We start from the raw sequence: 17,560 nt of genomic DNA, 5'->3' as shown, positions 1-17,560 counted from the left end.
TTAAGCGCTCGTTAATTTTGACGGCAATTGGAAGCAATTACAAAAGAGTTGCGAATTTTGTGCTTCCGGTGATGTTACCAGGGATTTATACCTTCGTCCCAAAAGCAATCTTTATCCATGAAAATAGCATTTACTACGCTGGTCCTTTTTTGTTTTCACACGCTGAGTGTATTCGCCAGTGCTGGTTACAACATCAAGGTGAAAATTGATGGCTATCGGGAACGAAAACTAACCTTGACCTACTATTTTGGGAATCAACAATACATCAAGGACACAGTAAAGATGGGAACCGATGGGTCTTACACCTTCAGTGGGGCTACTCCATTAACTCCTGGCATTTATACCCTGGTCATGATGCCCAGTAATGTGGGCATCGACATCATTGTTTCGGAAAAAGAGCAACAATTCAGTGTCTTCACCAAAAAGGATAGTCCATTTGAAAGCTTGAAATTTGTTGGCTCCAAAGAGAATGAGTTGTTTCAAAGTTACATCCATTACGTCAGTGAAAGCAACCCCAAACTAGATACCCTCCGCGCACAGTACAAACGCAGCCCGGAAGGCCCCAAAAAGGAAAAACTCAAACAGGACTTGCTCAAGGCCGATTCAACGGTGCAAAACTACTTACAACGATTTTTAAGCGAAAACCGCAGTACTTACACTGCTCTGGTCATCAAAGCCAGTTTGCCCATTCGTTACCCCAATTTTACGGGTACCGATCAGGAGAAAATGTACAAAACCTGGTACTACGCTCGCAAGCACTGTTTTGACAATGTGCCTTTGCAGGAGTTTCGGCTCTTGCGCACCCCGCATTACTACCAGGCCATTACTACCTATGTCAACGAGTTGCTGTTCCAGCACCCCGATTCGTTGAAAGTGGGTATAGATTATGTATTGAACCAATTGCGGCCCAATCCCGAAGCTTTTGAATATTACACGGTGCTGTTGCTGCGGCAGTATTTACAACCCAAGGTGATGGGGATGGATGCCGTGTTTGTGCACCTGGTGGAAACTTACCTGGAAACAGGACAGGTGAAATTGGCAAGTGTGGAGCAACAGAACAAGTTGATCCAAATGGCCCACAAACAAAAACCCTTGTTGATTGGTAAAGTGGCTCCCAATCTGACCTTGAAGGATCGCCAGGGCAAAACCTTTAACCTACACGATCTGGAATCGGAATATACTTTGCTGGTTATTTGGGCCTACGATTGTGGACATTGCAAACATTCGGTGCCTTACTGGAAAAAGTTCAATGAAAATTTCAAAAGCAAGGGGGTAAAACTGGTAGCGCTTTGTCACGTTACTGAAAATGAAATCCCGGCTTGTTGGAAGTACGTGGATGAAAATGGTTTGGGCTCCTGGCTACACGTTTATGATCCCAAATTGGCCTACATCAAAACTTACAACGTGGAATCAACTCCGCAAGTCTATTTGATGGACCGCAACAAAGTCATCATCGGCAAACAAATTGTGGATGAAAAAATGGAGGAAGTGGTCAACCAAATCATTGAAACCCGTAAAAAAAGCAAGTTGTAAACACTGCATAAAACCCTTTATCTCATCACATTGTTTGAACTGCATTAATTCATAGACAAGATGAAAAAATACTTTCTTTCACTTTTTGCCAGCCTTTTGATCACAAGTGCTTTTGCGCAGACAACGGCTAAAAACGCTTACCAAATCCGGGTAAAAATTGATGGCTTCACCGAAAAACAACTCTACCTGGGCTACTACATGGGCGACAAACAATACGTCATGGACACCGCTTTGGTGGACGCCAAAGGAGAGTTTGTGTTCAGCGGCGCTGAAGCCCTCAAAGGGGGGATGTACATCGTGGTATTGCCTCCCAACAACGATTTTTTCCAAATCTTGTTGACCGATAAAGAACAGTCTTTTTTTGTGCGCACCACCAAAGACAAACCTGGCGAAAACGTCAAGTTTGAGGGCAGCAAGGAAAACACCTTGTTCTACGACTACGTCAATTACCTGAATGGCAAACGCCCTGAAGCCGAAGCCTTGGGTAAAGAAATTGAAGCGGCAAAAGACAATCCCACGGCAAAAGAGGCTGCCCAGAAAAAAATGGACAAGCTGAATCAGGATGTGGAGAAATACCAAAAAGACTATGTCGTAAAGTTCAAAGGCACCCTGGCCGCAGCCATTATCAATGCCAATATCAATGCTGAGCCCCCCAAAACCTTTGACAACTTACCCGAAGAGGAAAAAAATCGCCAGCTGTGGTTGTGGACCCGCAAACACTTTTTTGACAACATCAATCTGGGGGATAATCGGATGCTGCGCACTCCATTTTTGTTCCAACGCCTGGATTATTTTGTCAATAAACTCAGTGTACAACACCCCGATTCAATCAGCGTGGCCATTGACACCGTGTTGCAACGTCTGCGTCCTGCTGATGAGGCATTTAAGTTTTACCTGATCCACTTTTTGAACAGCTTCGCGGCTTCCAAATTTGTGGGTATGGACGCAGTATACGTACACATGGCCGAAAAATATTACGCCACGGGCCAAGCCAATTGGGCCAACCAGGACCAGGTGAAAAAAATTGTGGACAATGCTAAAAAGCTCAAGCCCCTTCTGATTGGCAAAACAGCACCCGACATTGTACTGGAACGCAACGGCGCTCGTACCATGTTGAGCCAGGTCAAGTCGGAATACACGCTGCTTTACTTCTGGCGCTACGATTGTGGGCACTGCAAAGAGTCGATGCCTGCGATGAAAAAATTCTTTGAAAAATTCAAGGACAAAGGCATCACCCTGGTGGCCATTTGTGTGAAACCCGCCCAGGATCAGCCTGAATGCCTCAAATACATCCAGGAAAATGGCCTCACCGGCTGGTACAATGCCTTTGACCCAACCGGGCGTTATTATGTCCAGTACAATGTAGAAACCACGCCACAGATGTACATTCTGGACAGCAAAAAAGAGATCATTTCCAAGCAGGTTCCCGCCGATCAGCTGGAAGATGTGATGGATAAGATCATCGAGATGAACAAAAAAGAAAAAGAAAGCGCAGGGAACAAATAACCAGGTAGGGGCGACCCTGCGTGGTCGCCCCTATTTCCGACAGTAAAGGGCGACCATATAGGGTCGCCCCTACATCGGATTTGTGGTTGCCGTAGTCGATTTAATTGCAGCGGGAACCTTTTTACCGTAATTTTGTGTTACCCCTCATTCACACCATACCTCTATTTCCTATGAGATTACGCAAAATTGCCCGTTTCCCCAAAATGATGCTCTGGGCCTTCTGGATGGAAGGTGTCGAGACCAAACAAATGGTCAAAACTTTCGTAAAACATGGAAGGGGTAAAATCATTCGTTCCAGATCTAAAGATGGGCCTACCGCTGAAGAATTACAACAAGCGCGGGAGCAACTCAAAGATTTGCCTAAATTTTTGCCGTTTTTTATGTGTATTGCCGTTCCACTCCCTGGAGTCACCGAAGGGTATGTGGTTTTGGCGGTTACTTTAGAGTCCTGGTTGGGTCACAAGGTCAGCCTCTTGCCATCACAAATTCGGGGCGTGTTTAAAAAATTGAAGGAAGAGGATGCCATTATTGAACTTGACGCAGAAGTAGAAGCTGAATTGATCGAAGAATTTAAAAAGGACCCAAGTCACCTCAATTGATCTCCTTTTTTATCGCGTAGTACTCCACCACCTTGGGAACAAAACGCACATTGCTTACAATGGTTGGTTGTAGGTTCACCATCACCGGAACGGTGTTTCCAGCTTGAATGGCCGCGTCCGAGAGATCTACCTCGGCTCTAAAATCCGCTGAATTGAGTGAGTTAAAATGACTCAAACCGACATTACAAGTCAGACGTACCTGGCTGGGAAACAAGCGGTACTCGCGATCTGCATTCTTCACGTGAATTTTAACGAACAAGGTTTTTTCCGTCACCTGCTCTACAGGCACATTGACCTTAACCCGCTGAAGGTTTAAGTTGATTTCCGGAGCCGGAGTTTTAAGGGCCAGGTACCCTTCGTAATCGTCCTTTAGATCGACTAAGGTAAGTTTAGTGGTTGGCCATTCATAGGTTGGAGCAATTTTGGACACTGGTCCGGAGATTTTGACAGTATCTGGATCTATTTTTAAATTGCCGGAGAGGTAATATCCAGATAAATAACTTAAATCTGGAATAGGCCGGATGGGTACCCATTTTTGCATTTTGGGCTCCAGACTGATCCGAATATCGGTATGAGTAAGGTTGGAAAAAGTTAAATCCTCCGCATTTGTACGTTCCCGAATGTCATTTAGCAGCCTTTTTTCATCTAAACGAATACTGCTGCGTTTGGTAAGATCGTAAGTGAGGTGGATTTTTGCGCCCAATAAAAAATCATACAACATATCCCAACCCTGGCCTTTGGTTTGAATGGACATGTTGCGCGGAGGAGCCTTGTGAAAAGCCTGATCAGGGGGAAGTAAAAAATGAAGTTCGATTTTTTTTGTCGCCACATAAGTCTGGGACATACGGACACCTATCCAAAAAATGAGGGCTATTCCAATGCACTGCATCAGAATAGCCCGGTCTTCCCGTGCCCGAGGGATCAGGTTATTCTTCGGTAGTCGTAACCACTTGTGGCTTTTTGCCTGCTCCATAAACGGCGTCGGTCAATTCCTTTGAAATAGCATTGCGCAATACCCGAACATATACTTTGGTGCCTACCTCCAGGGTAATCACGTCGTCTTCGATTTTGCTAATGCGGCCAAGCATCCCACTATTGGTTACTACTTCGTCGTTTTTGGACAAGTTTTTGCCAAAGTTGGCTTGTTCGCGTTGTTTTTTCTGCTGTGGGCGGATCATGAACAAGTACATGATCAAAAACATGGAACCGATAAAAAGTAGGTTGATGTAACCTGCTCCTGATGCTCCGGTTGCTGCTTGTAAAAGTAACATGTGTTGTATTTTTGTTGAAGAGTTGAGAAGTTGAGAAGTTGAGATTACACTTCGACTTCGCTCAGTGGCCGATCTCAACTCCTCAACTTCTCAACTAAAAATTATTTGCGCTTTCCTTGTTTGGCTTTTTCTTCAGCCATTTTCTGTTGCTCTTTCAGCATGGTTTCCATTCGTTCACCAAAGCCACTTTTTTTCTTGGGCTTTTTGCGGTAAGCATCCATGCCAGCTTTGATCTTTTTCTCATCAATGAGGAAGTACTTGGTGGCCAGGGTTTGCCCAATGTTCAGCAAGTTACTAAAAAGCATGTAGGCCGACAAACCAGAGGCAGAACTATTGAAAAAGCCCATGAACATTACTGGCATGATGTATTGCATGTACAACATGGCTGGCTGAGCTGAAAAGTCCATGTTTTTGGAATTGTACCAGGTATAAAGCAAAGTAGACAACACCCACAAGAGTGCAAACAAACTGATGTGATCGCCAAATCCAAAAGGAATGCTGAAAGGGAGTTGGAAAAACTCGTCGTAGGAAGACAAGTCGCCTGCCCACAGGAAGTTCGCCTGGCGGAACTCGATGGATGCCGGGAAGAAGCGGTACAAGGCAAACCAGATGGGCAATTGCAACAACATCGGGAAACAAGCACCCAAGGGGTTGACCCCAAATTCGCGGTACATCTTCATGGTCTCCATTTGTACCTTTTGCTGATCATCTCCATGGCGTTCTTTCAGGCGGTCAATTTCGGGCTTCAGGGCCGTCATTTTTGACTGAGAGTAAATCATGCGGTAAGTCAGCGGATACAATAAGAGCTTAACCAGCAGTGTCAACATCAAAATGACAATACCTTTGCTGCTGAACAAGCCGGTAAGGAAACTAAACAGTGGCCGAATCACCCAACGGTTGATCGTACCCATGATGTTCTGACCGAATGGTACAATGTCAGACATGCTATAGCCCATATCGTGCAAGCGGTCAAATTCGTTAGGGCCGATGTAAAAATGCATGGCGAACTGCTCATTGCTCCCCCCACCGAATGGAATCTGGATGGTGCTGCTCAATTCCTTCAAGTCTTCTGATTCTTCAGCCAGGTTTTTGCTGCTCATTTTTGCGCTAGCAAAGCCTTTTTCCGACATCAGCGAGCTGTTGAAGAACTGATTGGTATTCGCAAGCCACTGAATGGGGGCACCTTCTGCGTCTTTTTCGGAATACTGTTTGGTCGGCGAGCAACGTCCGGCGCGAGCATCCACTGGTTTGAAATTCAGGGTGGAATACTGGCGTTCGTACTGGGTGGATTTTTCAATCTTATCCAGGTAATTCACCCATTTCAGTTCAATAGTCTTGGCATTGGTGGCGAACACCTTATCCATACCTTTGAAATCCAGCGCGTAGTCCAGTTTGTAGGAATTGGCAGTCAGGGTATAGGTCTGTGCAAAATATTGGCCATTGCCAGCATCTGCCCGGAACGTAACTGAATTCCCGTCTTTTTCAGGGGTAAAGTACAAGTCCGCTGTGTTGACGCCATTGCGCAGGCCTTGTACGGGTAGGGTGTACTCAAAGCGGTTTTTGCTGTCTTCCAACAAATGCAAGGGGATTTTGCGGTCTTTGCGATCCTTGCCGTGCACCATCTTGAAGTGTTTTTTCAACAAAACATCCTTGATGTATCCACCTTTATTGCTGAAGGTAACCTTGATGAGTTCGTTTTCCAGCACAGTTGTTTCCTCTTTGCCAACGGCAGCAGTAGCAAAAGCGCCGAATTGGCCACCTAAAATTTTGGTACGCTGGGTATCAGGCACTTCGGCGGCGGCTTCCAGTTTTTTCTTTGCTTCCTGCTTCTTAACGATGGTCAAACTGTCGCGGAGTCGTTCTACTCTGGCGATGGAATCCTGGGTGCGCTTCTGCGCGGCAATCTGCGCTTTTGAAGGAGTCAGGAAATATTGCCATGCCAAAAAAAGAATGAAAATCAGGGCTATCCCGATGATGTTATTTCTATCCATGTTTCAAACGTACAGATTACAAAATCCTTAGAGACAGCGTTTGTCTCAGTTAAGTAAGTGCGGTGTAAAAATCGCTGCAAATGTAATTACTTTGTACCTCTAATTGCACAAATGATGGATAATTCTTCGATTCCCTTCGATGAGCGACTGTATATAGCCTATTTCATGATTTCCAGCGCCTCCACATCCTGATACCCAGCGGCCATTTCTTTCAACTGCCGCTTCAGTTCTACTATCAGGGCTTGGTTGGCTGGATCTGTGTACACATTCCGCATCTCCTGTGGATCTTTTTGTAAATCGAACAACTCCCAAAAATCCCCTTCCCCATAAAAACGAATCAGTTTGTAGCGTTTGGTCCGGATGCCAAAATGTTTCATCACATTGTGCTCCGCCTTTTCATAGTAGTGGTAGTACACTTGTTGCCGCCAGTCTTTACTGCGTTTTTTGCGCAGCAAGGGCAAGATGGATTTGCCCTGGATGTCAGTAGGAATCTCGGCACCAGCCAAATCCAAAAAGGTAGGTGCAAAATCTATACCCATCAACAACTCATTCACCCTCGTTCCCGGCTTGATCAATTTAGGGTAACGCATCAAAAAAGGCATGTGTTCGGACTCTTCGTACATGAAGCGTTTGTCGAACCAGCCGTGTTCTCCCAGGTAAAAACCCTGATCAGAAGCATAGATCACCACCGTATTTTCACTCAGTTTTTGCTCATCCAGGTAATTGAGTAACCGACCAATGTTGCGATCCAGGGAAATGACACATCCCAAATAATCATTCATGTAGCGCTGGAACTTCCATTCATCCAGCGCTTTACCGCTGAGATTCTGCCGTTTAAAATCCTCCGACATGGGCTGGTAATAAGCCTGCCAGGCGCGGCGTTGAGCATCAGTCATCCGTTTGAGGTCATAATCGACCTTGAGGTCTTCCAGGATGCGCAGGTCCCGGTATACATTCATTTCCTGCTTTCCGGCAGCAACCCTGCCAGCATAATCATCATAAAAGGTGGGTGGCATTTTGAATTTCACGCCATCAAAAGCGTGGAAATCCATGGTATCGGGCAACCAATTTCGGTGCGGTGCTTTTTGCCCCACCACCATACAAAAAGGTTTGTTTTTATCGCGGTCTTTGTCCAACCAGTGGATCGCCTTATCGGTGGTAATGGTGGTCGCATAGCCCTCGTAGCGGCGGGTTTGGCCATCCATTTCGATAAAATCGGGGTTGTAATATTGGCCCTGGCCCGGCAGAACGGTCCAATAATCGAAGTATTGCGGGGTTGCTTCGAGGTGCCATTTCCCGATCCAGCTGGTTTGGTAGCCAATGGCCTGGAGTCGTTTGGGGAACATATCCTGCCCGGCATTGAAACGGGAGAGGTTGTCGCGGTGGCCGTTGATGTGACTCAATTTACCAGTGAGCAAGGCTGCCCGACTGGGTGCACACAGGGAGTTGGTGCAAAACATGTGCTGGAAAATGGCCCCTTCCTTGCCAATTCGGTCAATATTGGGGGTTTTGATGTAGGGGCTGCCGTAGGCACTGATGGCATTGAGGGCGTGATCGTCGGAGAAGATGATCAGGATATTGGGTTGGGTCGCTGTTTTTTCCACCTGCTTTGGCTGCACCCAGGGTGTATTGCCCAGAAAGAACAGCAAGGAAAACCAGGCAAAGTAGGATGTAAAGGTGTTTTTCTTGAACATAAACTTGTATTTAGTGCATCCGATCCCCCCTTAGCTCCAATCCATCCATAATTTCGGCCTCTTTGTGCAGGTATTCCTGCCAACGCGCCTTTACCACTTCTTCATCGTTGTACAATTTGGCCAAATCGATGAACAGGCGGTAATGCCCTGCTTCCGACACCATAAATTTATAGTAAAAATCGCGCAGTTTTTCATCGCCGATGTGCAAAGACAATAGCCGGAAGCGTTCACAACTCCGCGCTTCGATCAAGGCACAGATCAAAAGTTTTTCCAACAAACGTTCTTCCCGAGAGCCACTCTTTTTCTGAAAGGCCAATAATTCATTGACGTATTCGTCTTTGCGTTGGCGGCCCAATTTGAGGCCACGTTTGTCCAGTTCACTCAGCACCATGCGAAAATGGCCCCATTCTTCGGTCACGATGGGAGCTACTTCTCGTACCAGTTCCTCCTTGTCAGGATAAGCCTGAATCAGGGAAATGCATGAAGTTGCCGCCTTTTGTTCACAATAAGCGTGATCGGTCAGAATTTCCGCCAGGTCCATTTCCGCCAGATTGACCCATCGTGGGTCAGTAGGCAACTTGAGGCCGAGCATGCGTACGGTATAGAGTTCTTTTGTTTCTTGATCCATGAATTTAAGGTTGAGGAGTTGAGGAGTTGAGGAGTTGAGAGGAGCCTGCGCCTTAGTCACTGCGGTAGCCTAAACTTCTCAACTCCTCAACCTCTCAACTCAGAAGCAATCCATCCTTCATTTCCAAACGCCGATCACTCATCTTCGCCAGCTCTTCGTTGTGGGTAACGATGATGAAGGTTTGTTGAAAATCTTTGCGCAGGTTAAAAATCAGCTGGTGGAGTTCCTGGGAAGAAGCCGAGTCGAGGTTTCCGGTAGGTTCGTCCGCAAAAATAACCGCAGGCTGGTTCATCAAAGCCCGGGCTACAGCCACCCTTTGTTGTTCCCCTCCCGAAAGTTGAGCGGGTTTGTGGGTAGTTCGAGCAGCTAGGCCTAGATAGTCCAACAATTCCAAAGCCCGTTTTTTAGCCACTGCATCAGGTGTGCGGTTGATGTAGGCTGGAATACAAACGTTTTCCAGCGCCGTGAATTCGGGCAATAAATGGTGGAATTGGAAAATAAATCCCAGGCTTCTGCTGCGGAAATCAGCCAGCCTTTTGGCATCCAATTTTGAGACCTCTTCGTCAGCAATCAGAATCTGACCACTGTCGGCATTGTCCAGGGTACCCAGAATGTGCAGCAAGGTGCTTTTGCCTGCACCCGATTTCCCCACGATACTCACTACCTCTCCACGTTGCACACTCAGGTCAACGCCTTTGAGCACCTGTAATTTGCCGTATGATTTTTTAATTTGCTTTGCAGTAATCATGCGGGCAAAAATAAACAAAAAGCAATAGCAGTGAGGTGATAAAAAAATAAGTGCTCATTTTTCCTGATCCGAAAATGAGCACTTATTTTTTTATCACCCTATTGTCAGAAAATTTATTTCAGACAGTCGAGAAATTCCCGGCGCGTTTCCGGGTTTTCGAAGCAGCCGCTGTATTCCAGCGTAAGGGTGGTACTTTCATCGTGTTGAATCCCACGGTGGCTGACACACATGTGTTTGGCATCCACTACGATGATCACGTCCTGGGTATCCAAAGCATCTTGCAATGCCAGCAAAATTTGTTTGGTCATGCGCTCCTGTACCTGCGGGCGACGGGCATAATAGTCGACAATGCGGTTCAATTTGGACAAACCAATCACTTTGCCGTTGGAAACATAACCGATATGGGCTTTTCCAACAATTGGCAAAAAGTGGTGTTCGCAAAATGTTTTGACGGTGATGTTTTTTTCCACCAACATCCGGCTGTAGTCGTAGCTATTGTCAAAGGCAGAGATTTCGGGTTTGTTGTCCGGATTCAGACCCTGGAAAATTTCCTGAACGAACATTTTGGCTACCCGCTTGGGGGTATCCTGCAAACTATCGTCATTCAAATCCAAGCCGAGGGTATCCATGATCGCCGCAAAGTGGTGAGCAATGATCTCCATCTTTTCCTTATCGTTCAACTCAAAGGCATCGGGGCGCAAAGGGGTTTCTATTCCGGTACTGATGTGGTTATCGCCCATGGATTGAGCCTTGTTGCTCAAGATAAGGTCGATAGAGTTGTCGGTAGTCACCATATTGGCGTGTGATTTTTTTTCGTGCATTTTGACGTTCTTGTCAATCGAAGTAACAAAACCCAAATTTGGGCTGTTGGTTCAATTGAAGTTCGAAGTATTCAAGTTACGCCAATTTGGATGAGAAAATCAATTATCAGGTAGCTAACAAAAATAGAATCAAATTGGTTTGTCAATTCGCCAAATAAAACAATAATAGTAAAATTTTTCTGCTTGGTACAATCTGTTATATCCATTTTAGCGTCGATGGAGCAATATAAGTTGGTTGGTTTGGGCGTGAAAGCAACAGAATTGTACAGTTTTAGTCAAAATCCGTTGATTCAATCTATTTTCAATTCAAATTGAAAATATTGAAAATATTGGTTGACTTGTACGAGCATTTGGCCTACCTTTGACTTAGTTTTAAATCCAAACAAAGAAAACATCATCATATGGACGCTAACCTTCCCATCATCCCCGACCACCCCAGAGTAGTCATCGTTGGTGGCGGTTTTGCAGGATTGGCACTGGCAAAAAAGCTGCGCAAGCAACAATTCCAGGTTGTCATGTTGGACCGCAACAACTACCATACTTTCCAACCTTTGTTGTACCAGGTGGCTACGGGAGGCCTCGAACCCGACAGCATTGCTTACCCCATCCGCAAAATATTCCAGGGCAACCCTAAACTCTCCTTTCGCATGGCCGAAGTTGAGCGGATTGTCCCTGAGCAGAAAAAAGTAGAAACCAATATCGGTGACATCAGCTACGATCATTTGGTGGTAGCCACTGGCAGCCAGACAAATTTCTTTGGCTTTGCCCAACAGGAAGAACACATGATGGGCCTGAAATCAGTTCCGGAAGCCCTGAATTTGCGGAGTTTTATTCTGCAAAACTTTGAAAAGGCCAGTGTTATACCCGATGGCCTGGCTCAGGATTCCTTGATCAACATCGCCATCGTTGGTGGAGGCCCCACCGGGGTGGAACTGGCGGGTGCACTGGGAGAAATGAAAAAATTCGTCTTCCCAAAAGACTACCCCGATCTGGACATGAGCCGCATGCGGATTGTATTGCTCGAAGCAGGCCCTAAACTCCTGGGTGGCATGAGCGAAAGCGCCAGTGCCCGGGCCTTAAAAGACCTGCAAGCCTTGGATGTAGAGGTCAATTTGGATGCCAAAGTATCCTTCTACGATGGGGCGGTGCTGATCACTGAAGATGGTTTCAAATTGCCTACCGAAACCCTGATTTGGGCAGCCGGCGTGAAAGGTCAGTTTCCGGAAGGCATTTCCAGTGACAAAATTGTAGGTGGCAATCGGGTACAAGTGGATGCTTTCAACCGGGTTTTGGGCTACGATGGCCTGTACGTACTGGGCGATGCAGCGGCCATGATTACGCCCGAAACACCTCGTGGATACCCTATGATGGCTCCGGTAGCTATCCAACAAGGAGAACAATTGGGGGCTAACCTGATTCGGCTAAAAAAAGGCCAGGATTGGAAACCCTTTAAATACTTTGACAAAGGCACCATGGCCACCATTGGCCGCAACAAAGCCGTAGTCAACTTTTTGGGCCAAACCTTTCACGGCATCGTCGCCTGGTTGATGTGGATGTTCGTTCACATCATGTATCTGGTGGGCTTCCGCAACAAAATTACTACCCTCTGGGGTTGGGTATACAATTACGTGACTTATGACCGGGCGCTGCGGCTGATTATCCGGCCTTTTGCCAAGAGCAATCGTCCTAAGGTTTATGGGGAAGTTTAAGTTTTGAGTTGAGAGGTTGAGAGGTTGAGGCTACCGCAGCGACTTAGACACGTCCTTGTCTAAGTCGCTGCGGTAGCCTCAACTCCTCTCAACCCTTTATTTTATTTCCAGCAATTTTTTAGGTGAATATCTCATTTGGTTTACCTTTGCCTCACTCACAAAGTATTTTGTAAACCAAGTAGAAAAACCCGTGAAAGAACAACAACACAAAGTAACTTTTGCCAGTCTTATCGTAACATTAGGCATTGTTTACGGCGATATCGGAACCTCTCCTCTCTATGTTTTTAATGCCATTGCTGGTCATGATGTTTTGACAAAAGAGCTCATCTACGGGGGGATTTCGCTGATCTTTTGGACCCTTACCTTACAAGCTACCTTTAAGTACATCTTCATTACGCTAAATGCTGACAACAACGGGGAAGGTGGTATTTTTGCCTTGTATTCGCTTGTCCGTAGGCGTGCGCCGAAGTGGACGATTTATGTGGCCATGATTGGTTGTGCCGCCTTGATTGCCGACGGGATGATTACCCCGGCCATTTCGTTGACCTCATCGTTGGAGGTCGCCCAAAAGGCATTGCCCTCACTACCAATTGTCCCTGGAGTCATTGCCATTTTGATTGCCATTTTTATGTTTCAGCAGTTTGGAACCGATACCATTGGCAAGTTTTTCGGTCCTTTGATGTTAATCTGGTTTACCATGCTGATTGTGTTGGGAGTTGGCGCAATCGTTGGGCATCCCGAAATATTTTTTGCCTTAAATCCTTATTACGCGGTCAAATTGTTCCAGAACCACCACAATGCCTGGTGGGTAGTGGGTGCTGTTTTCCTTTGCGTAACCGGGGCGGAGGCGTTGTATTCGGACTTGGGCCACGTAGGCAAACGCAACATTCAGATTTCATGGATTTTCGTCAAAGTAGCGCTGATGCTGAATTACCTGGGCCAAGGGGCCTGGATGATGGATCATTTGGGCCAAAAGCTTCATGCCAACCCCTTTGCGGGCATCATGCCCCAGTGGTTTGTCCCTTTTGGATCGGCCATTTCCACAATAGCAGCTATCATTGCCAGTCAGGCTTTGATTACGGGGTCTTTCTCCCTGATACATGAGGCATTGCGCATCAAAACCTGGTTTCGGATTGTGGTGTACCACCCCTCCAAACACCGTTCACAGATGTACATCCCCTTTGTGAACTGGTTGTTGTTTGCTGGCTGTGTATTTGTGGTAATCTTTTTTAAAAAGTCAGCAGCCATGGAAGCGGCTTATGGCATCGCGATCACCATTGCCATGTTGTCCACTACCTTACTCTTGTATTTCTACCTGACTAGCCGCAAGGCCATGCCCCAACCAGCTATCTACCTGCTCATTTTACTGTTTTTGGCCATTGAAGGGGTTTTCTTCAGCGCCAACATTCAAAAAATCGGGCATGGTGCCGAATTTGCACTGATTCTGGGTGGGGTGTTCTTCCTCGTGATGTTTACGGTTTACAACGCCAAACTCATCACCAAACAAAAGCGAAATGTGATCATGCTTTCCCGGGTATTGCCGACCATTAGAGCGGTAAGCCAGGATGAAGGGATTCCCTTGTTCTCTTCTCATCTGGTGTTTCTGACTTCAACCCGCAAAAAAGACCTGATCGAAGAAGCCATTCCACAATCCATCTACCAAGGCCAGCCCAAACGTGCGGATGTGTACTGGCTCCTGCACTTTTCAGAAGAGGATGAGCCGTATACCAATTATTACAAGTTCACCGAGTTGGAAGCGGGTTTGATTTATCGGCTCGATTTTCACCTGGGCTATAAAATCCACCCGGATGTCAGTGAGTTTTTCCCACGAGCAGTGAATGAATTGGCGGCACAGGGCAAAATTCAATTGAAAAACCACTACCCTACTCTGCAAGAGCACAACGTGGGGCCGGACTTCCGTTTTGTGCTACTGGATACGGCTTTCCTGATTTCACCGGTGATGCCAATTCGCGAACAGCTCTTGCTTAAGGGGTATTTGTTGCTGAAAAAAATCGGGGTTTCGGCGGAGTCTCACTTTGTACTGGAACCCGGGACCTGGGTGAAGGAACAGGTGATTGTGAATGATTAACGAAAAAAATTAGCACAAAGGGGAAAAAAAATTTTCGGCCAGAAGCACTTGGGAGCACCGACCATAAAAGTAGCTATTTTCTTTTCAACAGCGCCTCACTTCTTTACGGGGTGCTGCTGAAAGGAAAAATAGCGCCGTTAGGAATATGTTCAAATCAGATGCCCGTCTATCAGTCTTCTATCAGCAGCCAACTTGAGACAAGCGCTGCAATGTTGAGGTAAACTTTATTTTGGTGAAAATAGCTTAGTGAAAAATACGTGCATTATCTCGTTTTCAACTGAACAAGATGGCTACAATAAGTAAGCGATTATTCGATGATCAAGGCATTATCACCGCGACGAAATAAGGGCATTAGCAGCAGAAGTAGTTCTTGGCACGATAAATCCTAAATATACAGAACAAGGAATCTGTAGAGTATATGTAAGCGTCATATACCCTACAGATCTGTTCATCTGCACACAGTGCATTGGGCCAGTCTATTCATGACCCTGAAAAACGCTTGCTTGTTTTGAGCTTACACAAATCTGCCATTACCGATCCGACCTGGAAGCATTGCTTTAATAATGGCTTCTTCCGTTTAGAGGAGCCCAGGAGTGCCACTAGGAAGATCTGTCAAGCTTTAAACATGAAAAGTTTGACAATTGAACTTAGAGGATTACCCCATTGTACCTAAAGCAGAACGGGTTGAAATCTGGTTTTGTTCTTCGTTTTAGGGAATCCATGTGGTATCTCCAAAACGAGAAACCATTCAATTTTCTTGACTCTTGCGTTGATTGAGGAAGCGTTTCAGCTGTTGACGACTATTGATTTTCAATTGTTTATAAATGTTTTTCACGTGGTATCGTACTCCATTGATACTCATTGACAATAAATCTGCTATGGCTTGATAGCTCATTCCATCCGCAATCATCCGCATGATGCTGTGTTCCTGGGTACTGAGATCCCACTGTGAGGTTATTGCAGTAGGCTGAAAATAGTTCACCAAATGACGAGCGGCTACCGGACTCAGCGGATTTTCATTGTTTTCCAACGCAAACACCAGTTTGGTTTCCAGTTCAGCCGGAGAGATGTTTTTGTTCAAGAATCCGGTCACCCCATAACTTAGCGCCTGAAGAAGTGCTTCTTCATCATCCAGCACCGAAAAAATGATGATTTTTGATTCGGGTATGCGCTGTCGAATCAGCGGAATCCCGTCTATGCCTGACTTATCGTACAGGATAATATCCAGCAAAACAAGATCGATTTTCAAAAAATCGCGGTGAAATTTAACAAATTTCTCGACCGTGTCTACAGCTAACACGCAGTCGATCTTTTCAGAATATTGAAAAAATTCTGAAAACTCCTTGCGCAACACCGGGCAATCTTCAATAATGGCAATATTGTACATAACGAGGAGATATAAGTTTGGTGGAAATAATCAACTAATCAATTCTGCTTAAAAAGGAACAACCAAATGAACATGCTGAGAATTAGAGTCCTGGTTAAAATCCAACTCACCCTTAATTTTGAGTAAGCGGCTCGAAATATTGTCAAGCCCATAGTGGTCATCGGCATCCTCAGGTTTGGAGATCGAGGTAGTTGGGGTTTTTGAAAAAAAGTTGTGAATATTGAAGATCAGACGCGAGTCCTTCCAAAAGATGTCGACCTGAATCTTTTCTGAAGAGGTATGCTTGATCATATTGGTCAGAAGTTCCTGAAAAATCATCAGCACCAGGTGGTTGGTTTGAGGATTGATGACCTGATGCGGCCAGCGTTTCCGATCTAGGATGTTTAGCTCAAAAGGCACAAGCGGACTGATGGCCTTTTGAGTAAAATTTTGGACTTTGGCAAAGAGGGTATCTACATTGTTGTGGCTGGGGTCAAAAGCCCAAATGATGTTGCCGATAACCTGCATACAGTCCAAGGCCAATTCACTCAATCGAACACTGCGTTGTGCCTGCCTTTCGGGGCATTTGTCAGGGGTAGTCAACTGATCAGACAGTATTTTAAGGGCATAAAGCCGACTACTAAGATTATCGTGTAAATCAGATACCACTTGCGCGCGAAAATTGTATTCCCGTAGCCTTGATGCCTTGCGGGATTGGAAAATACCATAGGCCAGAAGTGCTATAATACCTAAACAAACGGGCAACCACAAAACCAGTAAATCAAGCAACCTGAAATTTAGATTAAGGCTGTACTCTCGGTGCATTATGTTGTTGAGCCTGGCTGGCTGATTGAATGGAGAATTCTGTCTATATGGAGGAACATTTACCCGGTATAAAAACAGGCATTTATCCGCAGGACTTATACGCTTGATGGCAACTTGCCGAGAAGTACTTCCAGTATTGTCCGTATGATTGTCGGACGCACAAGAATTATGTTGATTTGGGTTCTCCGGAGAATGATCCGCATGTGAAAGATAGTAGCATAAATGCCCCTGGAAATCATACTGCCCAAGCAGTTTCTGTCCATTTTTATTGTACGCTAACCTATCAGTTGGGCGTTGGGCCAGTGATGAATCGAGGCAAACCAAACATCCAATGATACAAAACAGGTTCAACCAGGCCCCAGAACTAGAAATACACATAAGTTTTTTTTCAATCTTTTTTGAAGAAGATTAATTTAACTTAGGAATAGGAACTAAGTCAGGACATAGAACGCTGTTGAAGCTCGCAGAGATGAGAGCTCTGCAAGCTGTCTTCAAGGCCCTAAAAAGAAATAAAAGTGATTAGTGGTATGAATGTAGTCGAGTCAACTGGGGAATAGAAGGGTGGGAAAGCTTTACTGAACCAACCTCATTGCGAATTTTCGCTAAAAGCCAGGAGTTTATCAGAGCGTCCTGTTTATAAATTTTCAGCGCAAATGTAACAACATAAAGCAATAGATGTTGCATAATTTTTCCAAAGCACAATCATTTTTCACCATAAAGACATATTTAATGTAGTATGAATTTCAAAAACGCAAACCCTCTCTATCCTAGATGTAGTCT

Annotated in this window: 14 protein-coding genes; 5 read left to right on the top strand and 9 right to left on the bottom strand. The window is 45.5% G+C overall.

Annotation, left to right across the window (positions count from 1 at the left end; translation table 11 throughout):
- The first annotated feature begins 117 nt into the window (after positions 1-117).
- The 3 genes from ACO08K_RS21065 to ACO08K_RS21055 all read left to right on the top strand — a co-directional run bounded on the left by ACO08K_RS21065 (position 118) and on the right by ACO08K_RS21055 (position 3,638).
- Positions 118-1,533: a redoxin family protein gene (locus ACO08K_RS21065; protein ID WP_421798443.1), complete on the top strand. Its 1,416-nt coding sequence runs from the start codon at positions 118-120 to the stop codon at positions 1,531-1,533.
- A gap of 60 nt (positions 1,534-1,593) precedes the next feature.
- Positions 1,594-3,039, top strand: a complete 1,446-nt coding sequence (locus tag ACO08K_RS21060) for a thioredoxin-like domain-containing protein (RefSeq protein WP_421798442.1) — start codon at positions 1,594-1,596, stop codon at positions 3,037-3,039.
- Positions 3,040-3,209: 170 nt separating this feature from the next.
- Complete coding sequence (locus tag ACO08K_RS21055) at positions 3,210-3,638, top strand: hypothetical protein (RefSeq protein WP_421798441.1); 429 nt, start codon at positions 3,210-3,212, stop codon at positions 3,636-3,638.
- On the opposite strand, the gene ACO08K_RS21050 is transcribed toward ACO08K_RS21055, so the two are convergent.
- From ACO08K_RS21050 to folE, 7 genes are all read right to left on the bottom strand, one after another.
- Complete coding sequence (locus ACO08K_RS21050) at positions 3,631-4,611, bottom strand: hypothetical protein (protein WP_421798440.1); 981 nt, start codon at positions 4,609-4,611, stop codon at positions 3,631-3,633. The two genes, ACO08K_RS21055 and ACO08K_RS21050, sit on opposite strands and share 8 nt — an antisense overlap.
- On the bottom strand, positions 4,565-4,909 hold the full coding sequence (yajC, locus tag ACO08K_RS21045) for a preprotein translocase subunit YajC (RefSeq protein WP_421798439.1): 345 nt from the start codon (positions 4,907-4,909) through the stop codon (positions 4,565-4,567). Before yajC ends, ACO08K_RS21050 begins: the two co-directional genes overlap by 47 nt.
- Positions 4,910-5,010: 101 nt before the next feature.
- On the bottom strand, positions 5,011-6,900 hold the full coding sequence (gene yidC / locus ACO08K_RS21040; protein WP_421798438.1) for a membrane protein insertase YidC: 1,890 nt from the start codon (positions 6,898-6,900) through the stop codon (positions 5,011-5,013).
- Between the two features lie 158 nt (positions 6,901-7,058).
- Positions 7,059-8,594: a sulfatase gene (locus tag ACO08K_RS21035; RefSeq protein WP_421798437.1), complete on the bottom strand. Its 1,536-nt coding sequence runs from the start codon at positions 8,592-8,594 to the stop codon at positions 7,059-7,061.
- 10 nt (positions 8,595-8,604) lie between these two features.
- Positions 8,605-9,222 carry a tRNA-(ms[2]io[6]A)-hydroxylase gene (locus ACO08K_RS21030; RefSeq protein ID WP_421798436.1) on the bottom strand — a complete coding sequence of 206 codons (618 nt, stop codon included), beginning with the start codon at positions 9,220-9,222 and terminating at the stop codon, positions 8,605-8,607.
- A 94-nt stretch (positions 9,223-9,316) separates the two neighbouring features.
- On the bottom strand, positions 9,317-9,970 hold the full coding sequence (locus tag ACO08K_RS21025; RefSeq protein ID WP_421798435.1) for an ABC transporter ATP-binding protein: 654 nt from the start codon (positions 9,968-9,970) through the stop codon (positions 9,317-9,319).
- A gap of 113 nt (positions 9,971-10,083) precedes the next feature.
- Positions 10,084-10,764 (bottom strand): GTP cyclohydrolase I FolE, encoded by a 681-nt coding sequence (folE, locus tag ACO08K_RS21020; protein ID WP_421800574.1) that lies wholly within the window; start codon positions 10,762-10,764, stop codon positions 10,084-10,086.
- A gap of 428 nt (positions 10,765-11,192) precedes the next feature.
- Here folE and ACO08K_RS21015 point away from each other — a divergent pair, with 428 nt between their 5' ends.
- Both ACO08K_RS21015 and ACO08K_RS21010 read left to right on the top strand, forming a co-directional pair.
- The gene (locus ACO08K_RS21015; protein WP_421798434.1) at positions 11,193-12,500 is read left to right on the top strand and encodes an NAD(P)/FAD-dependent oxidoreductase; all 1,308 of its coding nucleotides are present in this window, start codon (positions 11,193-11,195) and stop codon (positions 12,498-12,500) included.
- A 190-nt stretch (positions 12,501-12,690) separates the two neighbouring features.
- Entirely contained in the window at positions 12,691-14,589 is a 1,899-nt protein-coding gene (locus ACO08K_RS21010) for a KUP/HAK/KT family potassium transporter (RefSeq protein WP_421798433.1), read from the top strand.
- Between the two features lie 748 nt (positions 14,590-15,337).
- Here ACO08K_RS21010 and ACO08K_RS21005 read toward each other — a convergent pair.
- Together ACO08K_RS21005 and ACO08K_RS21000 are read right to left on the bottom strand one after the other, a co-directional pair.
- Positions 15,338-15,976, bottom strand: coding sequence for a response regulator (locus ACO08K_RS21005; RefSeq protein ID WP_421798432.1), 639 nt, complete (start codon positions 15,974-15,976; stop codon positions 15,338-15,340).
- Positions 15,977-16,024: 48 nt separating this feature from the next.
- Positions 16,025-16,744, bottom strand: a complete 720-nt coding sequence (locus ACO08K_RS21000) for a sensor histidine kinase (protein WP_421798431.1) — start codon at positions 16,742-16,744, stop codon at positions 16,025-16,027.
- Positions 16,745-17,560: the final 816 nt, after the last annotated feature.

It is taken from the genome of Haliscomenobacter sp., from assembly GCF_965225875.1.
In the GTDB taxonomy this organism is placed as follows: Bacteria; Bacteroidota; Bacteroidia; order Chitinophagales; family Saprospiraceae; genus Haliscomenobacter.
The sequence above is the reverse complement of the archived record's forward strand: the minus strand, read 5'-3'. Positions and strand labels throughout refer to the sequence as shown.